Annotated in this window: 16 protein-coding genes and 1 pseudogene; 12 read left to right on the top strand and 5 right to left on the bottom strand. The window is 38.7% G+C overall.

Features of this window, described 5'->3' with window-relative positions; all coding sequences use genetic code 11:
- Positions 1 to 96 precede the first annotated feature (96 nt).
- The 3 genes from AC1FXP_RS05085 to AC1FXP_RS05075 form a co-directional block, all read right to left on the bottom strand.
- On the bottom strand, positions 97 to 1929 hold the full coding sequence (locus AC1FXP_RS05085; protein WP_480059102.1) for a dihydroorotate dehydrogenase: 1833 nt from the start codon (positions 1927 to 1929) through the stop codon (positions 97 to 99).
- A gap of 193 nt (positions 1930 to 2122) precedes the next feature.
- On the bottom strand, positions 2123 to 3088 hold the full coding sequence (locus AC1FXP_RS05080) for a D-2-hydroxyacid dehydrogenase (RefSeq protein WP_480059101.1): 966 nt from the start codon (positions 3086 to 3088) through the stop codon (positions 2123 to 2125).
- A 172-nt stretch (positions 3089 to 3260) separates the two neighbouring features.
- Complete coding sequence (locus AC1FXP_RS05075) at positions 3261 to 4121, bottom strand: MBL fold metallo-hydrolase (protein ID WP_480059100.1); 861 nt, start codon at positions 4119 to 4121, stop codon at positions 3261 to 3263.
- 133 nt (positions 4122 to 4254) lie between these two features.
- Here AC1FXP_RS05075 and gloA2 point away from each other — a divergent pair.
- Positions 4255 to 4648, top strand: a pseudogene (gloA2, locus tag AC1FXP_RS05070) (SMU1112c/YaeR family gloxylase I-like metalloprotein).
- Positions 4649 to 4735: 87 nt separating this feature from the next.
- Positions 4736 to 4939, top strand: coding sequence for an alpha/beta-type small acid-soluble spore protein (locus tag AC1FXP_RS05065; RefSeq protein ID WP_034628840.1), 204 nt, complete (start codon positions 4736 to 4738; stop codon positions 4937 to 4939).
- 52 nt (positions 4940 to 4991) lie between these two features.
- Here the strand turns inward: AC1FXP_RS05065 and AC1FXP_RS05060 are convergent, their stop codons facing one another.
- Together AC1FXP_RS05060 and AC1FXP_RS05055 are read right to left on the bottom strand one after the other, a co-directional pair.
- Complete coding sequence (locus tag AC1FXP_RS05060; RefSeq protein ID WP_480059099.1) at positions 4992 to 5792, bottom strand: alpha/beta hydrolase; 801 nt, start codon at positions 5790 to 5792, stop codon at positions 4992 to 4994.
- 151 nt (positions 5793 to 5943) lie between these two features.
- Positions 5944 to 6714 (bottom strand): hypothetical protein, encoded by a 771-nt coding sequence (locus tag AC1FXP_RS05055; RefSeq protein ID WP_480059098.1) that lies wholly within the window; start codon positions 6712 to 6714, stop codon positions 5944 to 5946.
- A 556-nt stretch (positions 6715 to 7270) separates the two neighbouring features.
- Here AC1FXP_RS05055 and AC1FXP_RS05050 point away from each other — a divergent pair.
- The 10 genes from AC1FXP_RS05050 (at position 7271) to AC1FXP_RS05005 (ending at position 16452) form a co-directional block, all read left to right on the top strand.
- Positions 7271 to 8434, top strand: coding sequence for a D-alanyl-D-alanine carboxypeptidase family protein (locus tag AC1FXP_RS05050; RefSeq protein ID WP_480059097.1), 1164 nt, complete (start codon positions 7271 to 7273; stop codon positions 8432 to 8434).
- A 166-nt stretch (positions 8435 to 8600) separates the two neighbouring features.
- Positions 8601 to 8951, top strand: a complete 351-nt coding sequence (gene spoIIAA / locus AC1FXP_RS05045) for an anti-sigma F factor antagonist (protein WP_480059096.1) — start codon at positions 8601 to 8603, stop codon at positions 8949 to 8951.
- 2 nt (positions 8952 to 8953) lie between these two features.
- On the top strand, positions 8954 to 9394 hold the full coding sequence (spoIIAB, locus tag AC1FXP_RS05040) for an anti-sigma F factor (RefSeq protein WP_480059095.1): 441 nt from the start codon (positions 8954 to 8956) through the stop codon (positions 9392 to 9394).
- A 12-nt stretch (positions 9395 to 9406) separates the two neighbouring features.
- A complete protein-coding gene (gene sigF / locus AC1FXP_RS05035; protein ID WP_480059094.1) occupies positions 9407 to 10171 on the top strand; it encodes an RNA polymerase sporulation sigma factor SigF in 765 nt (254 codons plus the stop codon).
- A gap of 275 nt (positions 10172 to 10446) precedes the next feature.
- Positions 10447 to 12348, top strand: coding sequence for an asparagine synthase (glutamine-hydrolyzing) (gene asnB, locus AC1FXP_RS05030; RefSeq protein WP_480059093.1), 1902 nt, complete (start codon positions 10447 to 10449; stop codon positions 12346 to 12348).
- 210 nt (positions 12349 to 12558) lie between these two features.
- A complete protein-coding gene (gene spoVAC, locus AC1FXP_RS05025) occupies positions 12559 to 13023 on the top strand; it encodes a stage V sporulation protein AC (RefSeq protein ID WP_480059092.1) in 465 nt (154 codons plus the stop codon).
- Between the two features lie 14 nt (positions 13024 to 13037).
- Positions 13038 to 14042 carry a stage V sporulation protein AD gene (gene spoVAD, locus AC1FXP_RS05020; protein WP_480059091.1) on the top strand — a complete coding sequence of 335 codons (1005 nt, stop codon included), beginning with the start codon at positions 13038 to 13040 and terminating at the stop codon, positions 14040 to 14042.
- A 2-nt stretch (positions 14043 to 14044) separates the two neighbouring features.
- Positions 14045 to 14398, top strand: a complete 354-nt coding sequence (gene spoVAE, locus AC1FXP_RS05015) for a stage V sporulation protein AE (protein ID WP_250097118.1) — start codon at positions 14045 to 14047, stop codon at positions 14396 to 14398.
- Positions 14399 to 14405: 7 nt separating this feature from the next.
- A complete protein-coding gene (spoVAEA, locus tag AC1FXP_RS05010) occupies positions 14406 to 14981 on the top strand; it encodes a stage V sporulation protein SpoVABEA (RefSeq protein WP_480059090.1) in 576 nt (191 codons plus the stop codon).
- On the top strand, positions 14965 to 16452 hold the full coding sequence (locus AC1FXP_RS05005; RefSeq protein ID WP_480059089.1) for a spore germination protein: 1488 nt from the start codon (positions 14965 to 14967) through the stop codon (positions 16450 to 16452). The genes spoVAEA and AC1FXP_RS05005 overlap by 17 nt, the downstream gene beginning before the upstream one ends.
- The last annotated feature ends 90 nt before the right edge of the window (positions 16453 to 16542 follow it).

Below are 16542 nucleotides of genomic sequence, written 5' to 3'. Positions count from 1 at the left end.
TATATTAGTAAAGAGGTGTCTTGATACATATTAAGTTTCTGCCCCCTTAATTACTGAGGATACATACACTGTACCTCATGATTGGGAATCAGAACCTTATGAGACACCTCTTTTTAAATTGAGAAACCGATATGATAAGACTAATCCGGCCATATAGAGAGTTAAAGCAAAATAGGCGGGAAGCAAATGAATAAATGTTGTATAACCAATAGCAAAATGCACAACAATTCCACTAACAAATGCAGGAATCCCTCCGATAAATAACAGCCACCATACCCAACTATTTCCTTGGTGGTATCCCCACAAAGAAACCATTAAAACGAGAAGGCCTACACTTAAGAGAGCACTCCCAAAACCAGCTCGATCATGAGCGATAACTGGAATGAGCCGATCATTAAACGATTGAAGCATTTCAGCTGGCATGCAAAGGTAGAGTAGGTCGGTTGGAACAAATACACTTGTTATGCCGATGTAGGAAATGATGATCCCACCAATGACGAAGGAGAAGCCGAGCAGGACAAAGCAAAATTGTCCATACAAACTTTTTTTCCAAAGCCGATCATTGTATCGGTTTGAAGAAGAAGGTGTCCCCGTTACCCTTTTTGTTTTTATATAACCTGTTAAATAAACTGGTAGCAATACGAGCCAAAATAGTATGTGAAGCCAATCAAAATATCCGTAGCCAATAAAAAGAAAAACACCTAAAAATCCAATAATAGCGGCAATGTCCGTTGCCTGTTTCGCCCAAAGCATTCCATTACGAATACCATATCTAGCTAAAAACATATAAATGATTCCGCCTGAAACCATTGTTCCCGCGAGTGTCATTCGATCGTGAGCCATAAATAATAGGATGCGTTCGTTGAAATAATAAATCGATTCACGAGTCATGCCTAAGAAATACTCATCATAGGGAAGGATAATTGTCGTCATACTAAGAATTAGAGCAAATAACCCTCCGATCATAATAAATAGCCCAAAAAGCCAATACCACCCCCAGCCTTGATAAGATACAGGAGCTACGTTAATCTCATCAAGCTGCGCCTCTTTAATTCTCTTTGGCAGTCCTGGACCAGCAAAGACGTAACCGTGAGATAGGAGAATCATGTCCGCACCTGCATGTAATAGCTCTAATGCATCCCTAGGTTGTAAAACCCCTCCAACAGTGGTGATTGGCAATGAAAAGTGATGTTCTCGCAAAAATTTTAACGTTTGTATATGTGAAGAAAGAGTTTCCTTATTTTCTTGCTGATTTCCCTCTTCCAGAACCAGACCTGAAAAAATTTCTTCAATCTCATGCCACTGTAGGTCTTCAACTTGATTTTCTTCGATAGCAAGTAAGGTTGGTTTGCTCGTAGCATGAGATAGTGACAGTGTACGAATGTCAGTGTCGATTAGAGAGTGATTTGTCATATCAATAATAAAACCATCAGTAAATGGCGCTAAGCGCTTAGTGATTTCTTCTAAATGCTGATCGTTTGCAGTTAACCGAATAAAAATAGGCTTATTTATATTGTACTTTCTTAATTTCGTTATAACTTGCTCTACACTTAACGTTGGAGTGGATTCACTGAAATCAATTCGTTGTTCTAAATGGTGAATGATTGGATTCTTTTGACTTGGGATAGACTTTTTGCCTACTGGTCCTACCTCAATAAAGCCAAAACCTAAATTTGCAAAAGCTTGTGTTCCTGATAAGTTGGGGTCTATTTTACAGGACAGACCGATTGAATTCTCAAGTTCGACTTGTTGAATGTTTTTCTTAAGAAGCTGGGAAGATTCTTCTCTCCCTAAAAAGTGAATCACTTGTTTTCCACCAGGCGTGGTAGCAATTCGGTTCATCGTTTTATGAATAAATTCCCGCGATATCTTTGCCGGAAGTTTTGATAATACTGGTTTAAATAACACATGATAGGACCAATCCGGCATTCTAGATTCCTCCCATATGAATAATTATTATCATTGTAGCATCTTACTAAATAAAAGAGTGACAGCTTAATAAAATAACGCGCATTTTTGCTTATAATAATTTGTTTTGTTCTAGTATTACTGTTTTTTAGGTTCAAGCAATCCGTACATAAAAAAGAAGTGCCTCCTTAAGCACTTCTTTGCAAGAGCTATATTAATATCCTTTTTCGTAATCGACAAGGTTGACAGAAAGCGGATGATTCCTTAAATAATCCTTTAGATTTGGAATAAGAACTTCATCCATTACACGTTTATCATAATACTCAGTCGAACCAGCTGTATGCGGAGTAATAATAACATTATCATGATCCCAAAGCTTCGATTCTTCAGGAAGAGGCTCCTGTTCAAATACATCTAAGCCAGCCCCGGCAATCTCTTCGTTCTCAAGAGCAGCTAGTAAATCAGCTTCAATAACAATTTCCCCACGACCAATATTAATCAAAAATGCGCTCGGCTTCATCAATTTAAATTGCTCAGCAGCAAATAGATGTTGCGTGTCTGCTGTAAGGGGTAGTGTGATGACGACATAGTCGCATCTAGGCAGAATGTCGTTTAAGTGACTTGGTGTATAAATTTCATCTACATTAGGGGATGGCTGTCCTGAATGTCGAATGCCAATGACATTCATACCGAAGGCTTTAGCAATCTTTGCTGTTTCTTGACCAATCGCACCTACCCCAATAATACCAATTGTTTTCCTATGAATTTCAAGCTTCATATGCTCATGGTGCCATGTTTTAGATTGTTGATTTTTTACATAGGTATGTATTTTTCTCGTTAGGCTAAGCATTAATGCAAATATCGTTTCTGAAATAGGGTAAGCATGAACGCCGTTAGCGCTGGTGATGTGAACTCCTCTTGATTGTAATTCAGAAAGAGGAAGGTGATTTACACCAGCAGACCAAGTTTGGATCCACTTAAGGGGGGTTTGGTCTTCTCGGATAAGGAGATCCTTTATTTCGACTTTCCACCCTGCTATGATTTCAGCATCTTTAATATGTCCTTCCCAAATCGAACGATCTCTTCCAACTATTATTTCCCATTCAGGTAGAATCATATTTAGCTGTTGTATATAAGTGTCTTCAATATTTTGTGTGATAACTAATTTTCTTTTTGTCATCTCATTAACCTCCGGACAAATACTGTTTCTTTTTATATTATCAGAAAGTTATGTATAAAGAGACGAATGTTCGTTAAATTCTTGATGATTGTTTAAATAAAAAGGGTGACCAATTATTTTTCAGTCACTCATTTCAGAATTCCTTACAAGTCACCCTTTTTATTTGATTAAATTAATGAATGTTTGGATCAACAAAGCGACCGTAGTCAGGAATCGCTACCTTATCAAAATCTGCTGCAAGTTTATCAAGGCTTTTAGTCAGTTCTTCTCCGTACATCGGTAGGCCATGTCCGGTAATAGCAACAGTAGGTTCGAGATGTTTTAAAATACCAACTGACTCCCATGCTGCTTCCCAATCGGTCGTTAAGTACCTAGGAGGACCATTCATCTCTTTTTCTTGTGTGAGTACTTTATAAAGTGAGTCTTGTTTGACAGTCACAAAGGCATCACCGGCAATTAGTGCGTTGTCTTCAATCCTGATGAAAGAGCAATGTCCTGGAGTATGACCAGGAGTGTGGATCCAACGCCAACCAGGCATTTCAGGAATGCGATGATCTTTAGGTAATTCCTTTAGACGGCTTCCGATTTGTGATGGACCATTCGGGAATATGGATGACATTTTTGCAATTAGTCCGCCTTCCACGCTCTTATCTGGCTCAGGATAACTTCTTTCACCTGTTAAGTACGGAAATTCTGCTGAATGGGCATAGATTGGGACATCCCATTTCTCTGCTAATTCAACAATTGCTCCAACGTGGTCAAAATGACCGTGAGTTAAAACAATTGCTCGAGGCGGTTGTACTGAACCAAATTTTTCTTTTAAAGCATTTAAAATGTTATCTGCAGATTTTGGCATACCGGCATCGACTAATACCCACGCGTTGGCTTTCGTTGGGTCTCCTACAAAACAAACATTTACTACTTGAACAGGCAAACAATAGATTTGTGGTGCTACTTCTTGAATGACGCCATCAGTAACAGATGTAATCGGAATAAATTTATTATCTTCGCTATAATGCATTTCCTGATCCACGTAAAGATCCCTCCTATAATGTTCTGTTTGACCGCTTTTAGTTTTTAACCTATATAAAGTTTTATGTAATGGACAATAAAAAACTTATTAAGAAATGCTATAATGGAGAATATTTATCTAGGAGGACGTCACAGTGTTTAAACACATTCACCATATAGCTATCATTTGTTCAGATTATGTGAAATCGAAGCATTTCTATGTGAATGTTTTTAGGATTGAAAATGATTAACGAAACGTATCGAAGCGAGCGAAACTCATATAAATTAGACCTTCAAATTGGAGACAGTCAAATTGAATTATTTTCATTCCCAGAGTCTCCGAAAAGACCGAGTTATCCTGAGGCAAGGGGATTAAGGCATCTTGCTTTTGAAGTAGATGATGTTCAAGCGTGTAAAAAATGGTTAGAGGAGCAGGGGATAGTAGTAGAGTCTGTACGAATCGACGAGACAACTGGAAGGAAATTCACTTTTTTTTCTGATCCAGATGGATTACCTCTAGAAGTTTATGAAGCCAGTAGCATTCAGTGAGAAAACTTTTCCAACAAAAAAGTTGCATAAGTTGATATGTTTCTCACACAATAGTTACTGAAAACGAACAAAGCGAGGTGAACAGAAATGGCAAGCAACAACAGTAGTAACCAATTATTAGTACCTGGGGTTGAACAAGCTCTAGATCAAATGAAGTATGAAATCGCTTCTGAATTTGGGGTACAACTTGGTGCAGATGCAACTGCACGTGCGAACGGTTCTGTTGGCGGCGAGATCACCAAGCGTCTAGTTCAACAAGCTGAGCAACAACTTGGCGGTTCACAGTTTTAATTAAAAACTTTACCCTAGCCCACAAATGTTAATTCTTTTAAACCCCGTCATGTCATATGGCGGGGTTTTTTGAATAATTTGTTAGCTTAATTTTGTGTAACCAATCGGATGTGTTTTGAAAAAGTTGTTGTTCCCATTTTGTATTAGTAAAAGTATGGTCAGCGCCCTCAATATACGAATAATTTTGGTTATTGGCTTTGGAAGATAGTGACCTTATGTAGGCTTCGGCATTATCTTTAGATACTTCCTGATCATTTGAACCGTGTAAAATACAAACAGTTCCTTTAAATGATTTTATAGCTTCTAGCGGTTGGTGCTTCTTTAAATCTGTAAAAAATTCGTTGCTTAAAAGAAAACCTCTATAATCAAACTCGCCGAAGATCGCAGCTGTTTCTTCAGCTTCTTTTCCTGTTATAGCTGTAATATCATCATAAGGGTTAGCAACTGGCGACCATAAAACAATATGTTGCAACTGTTGTATTTGAGAAGCGGTTAAAGCGGTAATCGCTCCTCCGAGGCTATGACCTACTAGGAGGATGTTATTTGCATCGACGAATTGTAAATTAGCGACATAATCAATGGCAGCCTTTAGTTCTGTAATTTGTTTTGTAACAGTGACATCGCGATAGTCGCCATCACTTTCCCCACACCCACTGAAATCAAATCGGAAACAAACAAAACCCAATTGTGAAAAATAGTTCGCTGCTTTCACAAACATTCGATGTTCTCCGACTTTGCTTCCGATAAACCCATGAACAAAGATAATAACCGGAGAAGGTTGATTTTGATGCTCTGGTTTGTGAAGAACAGCCGATAATGTATTTGAATGGAAACGAATTGCTTTAGTCGTCATTTCTGGCACCTCTTTATAGTCTTATAATTAGTAAGTATAAAGGAAGTGGGCGTTGATCTCAATTAAAATATACTAAAAAGATCGGATTTGTATGTATTAATCAATAAAAAAAGTTTGCCTCAAAAAAATGTTGAGACAAACCGGCAAATTCCTAATCTTTAAATTGAACTTCTCCAATTATCGTGTACCTGATATCTTCATATCTTGCTTCTAATAATGTACTTGTATAGTCCATTTTATCCTTTGGCAAAAAGTAATTAGACGACTGACCGGTGAGTAACAATACATCTTTAAAGACATAGTAAGACTGAAGCATGTTTGGATCAGCTATAACTGTTTCGTCTAACTGAATAGTAAAATGGCTGTCATTTTTACAAATCATTACCTCGGTGTGTTGGACGCATTCATTCTCCTCTAACATGTTGAAATGAGAGTGAAGAGGATATGCATCATATAGAGCATGTAAAGCTTTCTCAACATGTTCTATATGTTCTGTTTGGACTTGCTGCTCGAGCGTCGAAAATTCATCCAGCTCCTCGGCACTTGGCAAAAATTCAGTACGGAAAAAACGGTCAAAATAACTTTCTTCTGTGTAGAAAAGCAACATTTCTGTTTCAAGTGTCGAGTAAGACCGGTCCCATGTAGATAGCCACGATGAATCCTCTACTTCTGACTTTGGGATGTCTGCAGCTGCCTCGGTGTATGTATGATAAGAGTTTTTTATATCATCAAGAGAACGAACAAATGGATCGGGAAGTAACGAGACATATATATATATGTATATGATCCCGAGGAAGAGAACAGTCACATATTTAAGACGATTTTCCTTTTTGCTAATGAAAAACAAACCGATATAGGCAATTACCGATAACAGCAAACTAACAAGAAACATAGCGTATGAAAGATAGGCTTCAAAGAACATGCCTAGCCCTCCGAGGGTCAGCATTGCTAAAAAAATAGCAAACTTCCACAATTTTTTGGTAATCGTCACATACCAGAAAATGAGCAAGGCAATAATGATAAAAATAATTTGTAAGTAATGTAAAATAATGAATCAGTCCTTTAATGTAATGTGGAGCCTCTAATGGAAGAGCCGTCTTCTATTATAAAGGTATCTCCTTCATATTCCCATGATAAAAAATCTGAGCTATATCTTATTAAATCATTAGGTACATAGTAATCATTTTCGTCATTTTGTATAAAAAAAATAATCTGATAATAAAGCAAAGGAGCTTATATAAAAATTAATCATTTACTCAATCAAATTCCCTTTTTTGGAGTTTCTCCTATCCTATCCTATCATACGCTTTAGTAGTTCACTAGCTTTCAGAAAGTGTCAAGAAAACCTCCAGAAAATGTATAAATACAACGGGAGTGGGAAAAATGGGGGGTAGCCAACTTGGGTGGGGTTTCCTCTTCTGGAAATGGAAAGTTACGCCTGAGGACGACTATGAATATGATATGGAGGTCGGATGGAGATGAGGAAAGTTCTATCCAGTATTTTAAGCGTAAGCCTTATTTTAAGTTTGATAGTACCTATGGCAAGCGCTGCAGAAAAACAAGCAAAGTTAGCGGAGAATGCCTCTTCAGCAATTGTCATTGAACGTGATACGGGAGAAGTTATTTTTGACAAAAATAGTCACGAGAAGCTACCTCCTGCAAGTATGACGAAAATTATGACGATGCTCTTAATTATGGAAGCCATTGATAGAGAAGCAATAGCTTATGATGATATGGTTCGTACAAGTGAATATGCAGCTTCCATGGGAGGTTCTCAAATCTTCTTAGAACCTGGCGAGGAAATGAGTGTAGAAGATATGCTAAAGGCAATTGCTGTTGCCTCTGCAAACGATGCATCTGTTGCAATGGCTGAACATTTAGCTGGAACCGAAGAAGAATTTGTTGTCATGATGAACGAAAAAGCAAAAGAGTTAGGACTAGAGAATACAAACTTCGTTAATACAAATGGTCTTCCGGCAGAAAATCATTATACAACTGCTTATGATTTAGCGATGATTTCAAAAGAACTCTTAAAGTATGACGATATAACGAAATACACAGGTATTTATGAAGATTATTTACGAGCTGATTCAGAAGAAGATAAATTTTGGCTTGTTAATACGAATAAATTGGTTAAGTTCTATCCTGGTGTAGATGGATTAAAAACAGGCTATACCCGTGAAGCAATGTATTGTTTAACGGCAACTGCTGAGAAAAATGGGATGCGAGTCATTACGGTTATTATGGGGGCACCATCTCCGAAAGAACGAAATGCTCAAATTACGTCGATGCTTGATTATGCATTTAGTCAATTTCAAGCACATAAGCTTTATGATCGTGAGCACGTATTAGCTGATGTTGAAGTAAGCAAAGGAGATAAAGACCAAATTCCTGTCGTCACATCTGAATCTGTATCAATCCTAACGAAAAAAGGAGTGAAAATAGACGATGTGACAGAACGTCTAGAAATTGAGGCGAATTTACGTGCACCAGTCAAAATGGGGGACGTAGTTGGAACGCTCTTTATCGAGAAAGAAGGGGAAATATTAAGTGAAACGCCTTTAATTGCTGGCGATGATGTGCTTGAAGCCTCTTGGTGGAAATTGTTTAAAAGGACACTAGCGAAATTTGGAGCAGCATAACTTGTTTTGACAACTTTTTACGAATGAAGACTAGTTTTGTCACCTTGCAGGAAGAGCAAAGGGAAAAGGCGAAATTCTCTCTAGCAAAGACCTATAGTGAATATTTGTAACAGAACATTCACTATGATAACTCATACTTGTGAGTGAACTAGAGGGAGTGATTGAAATGAGTTTACAAACTGATTTAGAACAAAAAGGTAGTGTGTTACTCGTTAGGTTGCAGGGCGAACTTGACCACCATACGGCAGAGGAATTACGAGGTCAAGTTGAACAAATACTCACTGACGGTCAAGTAAAGCATATTGTCTTAAACTTAGAGTTATTATCGTTTATGGATAGTTCTGGTTTAGGTGTGATTTTAGGTAGATACAAGCAAGTGAAGGCTAATGGGGGGGAAATGGTCGTTTGTGCGATATCCCCATCTGTGAAGCGCTTGTTTGAAATGTCAGGACTGTTTAAAATTATCCGCTTAGAAGACAGTGAACAATTTGCTTTACAAACGTTGGGGGTGGCTTAACGATGCAAAATGTAATGGATTTGAAGTTTTCAGCCCAGAGCCAAAACGAGTCGTTTGCACGTGTGACAGTGGGAGCGTTTATTGCTCAGCTTGATCCAACTATGGATGAGATGACTGAGATTAAGACGGTTGTATCTGAAGCTGTCACGAATGCTATCATTCATGGATATCAAAATCAGCCGGACGGAATGGTCTATATTCATTGTACGCTTGATAATGGAACGATAGAACTCACAATTCGTGACGAGGGGATGGGCATTCAAGACATTGAGGAAGCGCGCCAGCCTCTCTTTACAACAAAACCAGAACTTGAACGTTCAGGTATGGGCTTCACGATCATGGAAAATTTCATGGATGAACTGCAAGTTGTATCTGAACCTATGATTGGTACAACTGTCTTTGTAAAAAAAACACTTACAAATAGCAAAGCTATGTGTAATTAAGGAGTTTTGCCTATGGATGTCGAGGTAAAACAACAAAAGAAGAAGCAGGCACATTTTTCTGATTCCGAAGTAAAGGCGCTCATTGCTAGGAGTCAGGATGGGGACCAAGATGCTAGGGATTTAATAGTTAATCGTAACACGAGGCTTGTTTGGTCTGTTGTTCAACGTTTTATGAATCGGGGCTATGAAGCAGATGATTTGTTTCAAATTGGCTGCATAGGGCTCATCAAATCCGTTGATAAATTTGATCTGTCTTATGACGTGAAATTTTCAACGTACGCCGTCCCAATGATTATCGGTGAAATACAACGTTTCCTTCGTGATGATGGAACGGTTAAGGTAAGTCGGTCCATTAAAGAGTTAGGAAATAAAATTCGCAAAATGAAGGATGAAATGACGAAATCATTAGGACGAACGCCGACAGTGAACGAAATTGCTGAGGCATTAGAAATTACACCAGAAGAAGTTGTGTTTGCAGGTGAGGCAAGCAGATCCCTTTCTTCCATTCATGAAACTGTCTATGAAAATGATGGGGATCCAATTACGTTGTTAGACCAAATTGCTGATCAAACGGAGACAAAATGGTTTGATAAGATTGCACTAAAAGAAGCCATTCGTGATCTTGATGAGAGGGAGCGGCTGATCGTTTACCTTCGTTATTACAAAGATCAAACACAATCAGAAGTGGCAACGAGGTTAGGAATATCCCAAGTTCAAGTATCAAGGCTTGAGAAGAAAATTCTTGAGCAAATGAAGCTTGAAATGGGAGATGTGTAGATAAAAAGAGTACCCATTTTGAAGGGCACTGAAAAGGTGAAACCGACCTTTTCAGTGCCCTCTTTTCTTATTCTTTTGTTGCCTTTAAGTGAAGAGTAATTACTACTTCAGGTTCTATTTTTACTATGAAAATCAGGATGTATGTTTAAGTGTAAATAATATTTAAATAAATATGAATCCTTTCTGCAAGGTCTTGCGTCTAATGTGTGAATACGAGTTGTAGTTACAACCAATACTACGAAAAGTACATTTAGAAGAAAAGTAGGTGCAAGTTTATGTGTGGCTTTGTAGCCTGTATTTTTGATGAACCGCAAAAAAGTGATTATAAACTAAAAGAAATGAACAAAATGATTCCTCATCGTGGACCGGACCAAGAAGGGTATATGCGTGGAGACCATGTTCAATTAGGATTTAGCCGCTTAAGTATTATTGATTTAGAAGGTGGCTATCAACCTCTTTCCTATATGAACGGGCGATATTGGATCGTCTTTAATGGAGAGATTTATAATTATGTTGAATTAAAGCAAGATCTTTTAGCTAAAGGCAAGCACTTTGAAACGGATTCGGATACAGAAGTGATTCTTGCTCTTTATAGTGAAGTAGGAGAACAAGTTGTACAGTATTTACGAGGAATGTTTGCTTTTGTTATATGGGATAGTCATGAAAAGAAGGCGTTTGCTGCGCGTGATCATTTTGGAATTAAACCTTTATTCTATAAAGAAGATAAAGATAGTTTTATTTGTGCTTCTGAAAAGAAAAGCTTAGAAATTGGGGACGAGATGTCAGAGATTAATTCACAAGCACTCCATCATTATCTGTCCTTTCAGTATGTTCCTGAACCATACTCTCTTACCAAAGATATTTTCAAGCTAGAACCTGGACATTATTTTGTTAAGAAAATAGGGCAGAAGGCAATTATAAAATCATATTTTAAACCGATGTTTAGCCCCGTTAACAAAACGGAGGAAGACTGGGTATCACAAATTAGAGAAACGATGTATGAGTCAGTCGAAAAACATATGCGTAGTGATGTACCAGTTGGCTCATTCCTTTCAGGAGGAATTGATTCCACGATCATCGCCGCCATTGCTAAAGATATTAAACCTGATCTAGAAACATATTCGGTTGGCTTCAGCCAAGATGGCTATAGTGAATTAGATGTCGCAAAAGAAAGTGCAGAAAAGCTTAATATTAAAAATAACAGCAAAGTGATTTCGGCACAAGAGTATTGGCAGGAATTACCTAAGATCATGTGGCACATGGATGATCCGTTAGCTGATCCGGCCTGTGTCCCACTTTACTTTGTTGCCAAGGAAGCAAGTAAGAGGGTGAAAGTCGTCCTTTCTGGGGAAGGAGCAGACGAACTTTTCGGTGGGTATAATATTTACCGAGAACCGCAAAGTCTAGCTTGTTTTCAGTACATTCCAACAGTACTAAAGAAAAATCTACGGAAACTAGCAGCAGTTTTGCCAGAAGGTATGAAAGGTAAGAGTTTTCTTGAACGTGGGACAACCCCACTAGAAGAACGATACATTGGCAATGCAAAGATGTTCACTGAATTAGAAAAGGAAAAGCTTCTTCTTGCTTATAATGCAGAATTTACAAATGAATTAATAACGAAAGATATCTATGATCACTCTTTTCATCAGCACGCTGTCAATCGCATGCAGCATTTAGATCTATGTACTTGGTTACGTGGAGATATATTAGTTAAAGCTGATAAAATGACAATGGCTCATTCGCTCGAATTACGCGTGCCATTTTTGGATAAAGAGGTGTTTGAGCTAGCCTCTCACATTCCCGCTGAGTGGAAAACGACAAATGGGACAACAAAATATATTTTACGTAAAGCTTTTGCGGGAATTGTGCCAGAACATGTATTTATGCGTAAAAAGCTAGGTTTTCCTGTTCCTCTCCGTCATTGGTTAAAAAACGAATGGTATGATTATGCTCAGAAGTTAATTTCGGAAAGTGAGACAGATGCATATATTGATAAAACGTATGTTCATCATCTCCTTGAAGAACATTGCTTGGCTAAAGCAGATCGCAGTCGGAAAATCTGGACTGTCTTATCTTTCATGATTTGGCATCAAGTCTATATGGAACAGAAGTATGATTACTCAAGTTGGTTAAAAGAGCGAAATAGGGAAGATGAAATAGTAAAGATCAGCATTTAAATGTATACACCGAACAAGAAACAGTATAAAGTTTCTTGTTCGGTTTTTTTACCATTTCTTAAAAAAGACTCCATTGCTAGAATGATATGTCGATTTACAGTCATACTAACGGTATAGTGCAATCATCTGTCTTATTTATACCTCACGTAGAGTACTGATTTTTCGTGTGGTAAGAAAGGGAAAGGTTGTTATGAGGAGGCGGGATCGGATATGGCAGTCGATGAGCAACAAAAAAAATTGTATCAAAAAAATATAAAGCTTTATCAACCCAAAAGTCATGTTCTAAAAAATGGATTAAAAGCTTTTTTAATAGGCGGCTTAATATGTACGATCGGACAAGGGATTAGTCGTATTTATATGACCTTTTTGCCTATTACTCAAGAGGAAGCTATGAGTCCGACTTTGGCAACGCTGATTTTATTGGCCGCTTTAGCAACAGGGTTCGGGATTTACGACAAGCTTGGTCAGTTTGCTGGGGCAGGTTCGTTGGTTCCTGTGACTGGATTTTCGAATGCAATGACGAGCGCTGCTCTAGAGCATAAAAGTGAAGGATTAGTGTTTGGAATTGGTGCGAACATGTTCAAATTAACTGGAGCCGTTATTGCTTTTGGTGTGCTTTCTGCTTATTTAGTAGGGCTAACTAGGATGCTAGTTGAAATGTTGATTAATTCGTAAAGGACGTGTTTGAGTTGGAGAGACGAGGGAAGCAAACATGGCATTTTGATCAACCTGTATACATACAGGGGGCTGGAACTGCAGTTGGCCCAGAAGAGTTAAAAGGTCCCCTCGGAAGCTATTTTGATGTAAGCTACGATAATTTGTATGCAGGGCAAGAAAATTGGGAGTTAGCTGAGCGTCAGTTAATGCAAGATGCAGTAGAGGTTGCATTAAAGGAGGCAGAAAAGAAAAGCGAGGAAATGGATTATTTTTTTGCTGGTGATCTGCTCAATCAAATTGTTACATCTAATTATTATGCAAGGGAAGTAGATGTTCCCTATTTTGGTTTGTTTGCTGCTTGTGCAACGGTTATGGAAGGAGTAGCACTTGCGGCACTTTTTGTAGATACAGGTACAGCTAATTTAACGTTAACGGCCGTAAGTAGTCATAATGCAACTGCTGAGCGCCAATTTCGTTATCCTACTGAATTTGCAGGGCAACGACCTGATTCATCTACATTTACTGTAACGGGAGCAGGTGCTGTCGTCATTGGTAAAAAGCCTTCTTTGATAAAAGTTACAGATGCAACAATCGGGAAGGTAAGGGATTATGGCATTAAACAGCCTTTTGATATGGGGTCAGCGATGGCGCCAGCAGCAGCGGATACTTTAATTACACATTTAAAAGAGACAAGACGTGAGCCATCTTATTATGATGTGATCGTTACAGGTGATCTCTCACGTGTAGGAAGTGGAATATTGCGCAAGCTAGTACAAGATAAGGGAATGACACTTGATCGGTATGAAGATTGCGGTGTGATGATTTATCACCAAGAGCAGCCTGTTTTTTCAGGAGGTAGTGGAGCCGCTTGCCCAGCTGTTGTCACATTTGGACATCTCTTTAAAGAAATGAAAGAAGGAAGGATTAAGCGAATGCTTGTTGTTGCAACAGGAGCGCTATTAAGTCCTTTAATGATCCAACAAAAAGAATCAATTCCAAGTATCGCTCATGCAGTTGCATTTGAACGGGAGGAGTAGGCATGTTTGAGTATCTTGCAGCCTTTGTCGTAGGAGGGTTTATTTGTTTTCTTGGGCAGATGCTGATGGATATTGGCAAGTTGTCCCCGACTCATACATTAAGCACGCTAGTGGTAGCGGGAGCTTTGCTTGATGGATTTCATCTATATGATCGATTGATTGACTTTGCTGGAGCTGGTGCAACGGTTCCTATTACTAGCTTTGGACATGCTCTTGTTCATGGAGCAATGTCAGAAGGGGACCGCTACGGTTTTTTTGGAATTGGTATGGGTGTTTTTGAGGTTACATCAGTCGGAATTTCCTCAACGATTTTGTTCAGTTTTTTAGTAGCAATCTTCTTTAAACCAAAGGGGTGATTAAATAATGGAGAGACGAAAAGTGATACTGATTACAGATGGAGATGAACACGCCAAGCAAGTTGTTGAATTTGTAGCTAAAGAAATAGGTGGGAGATGTATAAGTTACTCATATGGGAATCCTACCCCTATTAGTGGGGAAGAGATCGTCTCTCTCATTATGAAAACTCCTTATGATCCTGTTCTTGTTATGTTTGATGATTGTGGCCAGCGAGATGAAGGAGTCGGAGAAAAGGCGATGCACTTTGTAGCGACTCATCCACAAATAGAAGTACTCGGAGCCATTGCTGTGGCTTCTTCAACCCACTCTAGTGAGTGGACTCATGTAGATGTCAGTATAGACCGATATGGTCATTTAACAGAATTTGGAGTAGATAAGGAAGGAATACCAGATTTGGAAATAGGCAGAATAAATGGCGATACGGTTTATATTTTGGATGAATTAGATATTCCTGTTGTGGTCGGAGTAGGGGACATTGGGAAAATGGCCGGATTTGATGCGTTAAAAAAAGGAGCCCCTATTACAAAGCAAGCAGTGGAAACCATTTTGGAACGGAGTGGATATCATGAGTCAAGCACATGAAAAGAAAGAGACCCCGATATCACGAAATATTGTTGAAAATGAAGCTGAACTGAAAAAGAGACTTGGTTTTGGCACTTCGTTTGATGTTGGGGTTCGAACATTAACAGTTCTTGATAAGCATATTCAAATTTACTTTGTTAACGGATTGTGCGACATTCAGTTCATTATTGAACAGATTAGGGAATTGATGCTGTTAGAGTCCCGAGGGAGAGTAAATGAAACGACGAATGTACAACAAGCAATTATAAATCACCTACCGCATGTACAAGTGGAATTCGTTGATAACTTAGAAGAGGCAACGACTCAAATGCTTTCCGGTCTTGTTTTCATTCTAGTGGAAGGTGAAGATCGGGCAATTGTAATTGATGTTAGAAGTTACCCAACACGTGGACCAGAAGAACCTGATACAGAACGAGTTGTACGTGGATCTCGTGATGGTTATACGGAGAACATTATTATTAATACAGCTCTTACTCGTCGACGTATTCGAGACGATCGGCTAAGAAATGAAATCATGAGAGTAAGTCAACGATCACAAACGGATATTTGTATTTCCTATATTGACGGGGTAGCGGATCCAAAAATGGTCGAAATTCTCAAAAAAGAGTTACAAGCGATTAATATCGATGGTTTGACCATGTCAGATAAAGTAGTTGAAGAGTATATTGTGAAACAAGGATTTAATCCATTTCCACTCGTTAGATATACAGAGCGACCGGATGTTGCTGCGAACCATTTACTTGAAGGACATGTACTTATAATGGTCGATACGTCACCAAGTGTGATTATTACACCAACAACATTCTTTCACCATGTTCAACATGCTGAAGAGTATCGCCAAGCACCATTTATAGGGACAGCTCTACGGTGGACACGCTTTATTGGGATTGTGTTTTCGTTACTTATTTTACCATTTTGGCTGTTGCTTACGATGAATCCAGATCTATTACCAACAGCCTTAGATTTTATTGGCCCAGAAGAAACGACCAACATTCCTGTGTTTCTGCAAATACTATTTGCAGAACTTGGAATTGAACTACTGAGGATGGCAGCCATTCATACACCTTCTCCATTAGCTACGGCTCTTGGTTTAGTGGCAGCTCTCCTAATCGGGGAGATCGCGATTGAGGTTGGATATTTCACACCAGAAGTTATTTTGTATGTAGCGATAGGTGCCATTGGTATGTTTGCAACACCAAGTTATGAATTAGGGGTTGCCTTACGTGCTATTCGAGTGTTTCTGCTTGTTGCCGTTGCCACCTTTAAAGCACCTGGGTTTATAATTGGAATGACCATTTTTGTTCTATTCTTAGCATCAATTAAAACATTTGCAAAACCATATTTGTGGCCATTCCTGCCGTTTGACCCAATCTCTGCTTGGCACATACTTGTTCGTTCATCAGTACCATCCATGAGATTTCGACCAAGCTTTCTTCACCCGCAAGACCCAATCAAGCAAAAATCAGAATAATGCAAACAGACCCCGCTTTAGCAAGATAAAGCGGGGTCTGACCCCTACCCGAAGGGGTATATAGTTGATCTTGATCAAAACTCGTTATTA

Source organism: Halalkalibacter sp. HAAS-P013 (assembly GCF_056619925.1).
This window is presented reverse-complemented; position numbering and strand designations above follow the sequence as displayed.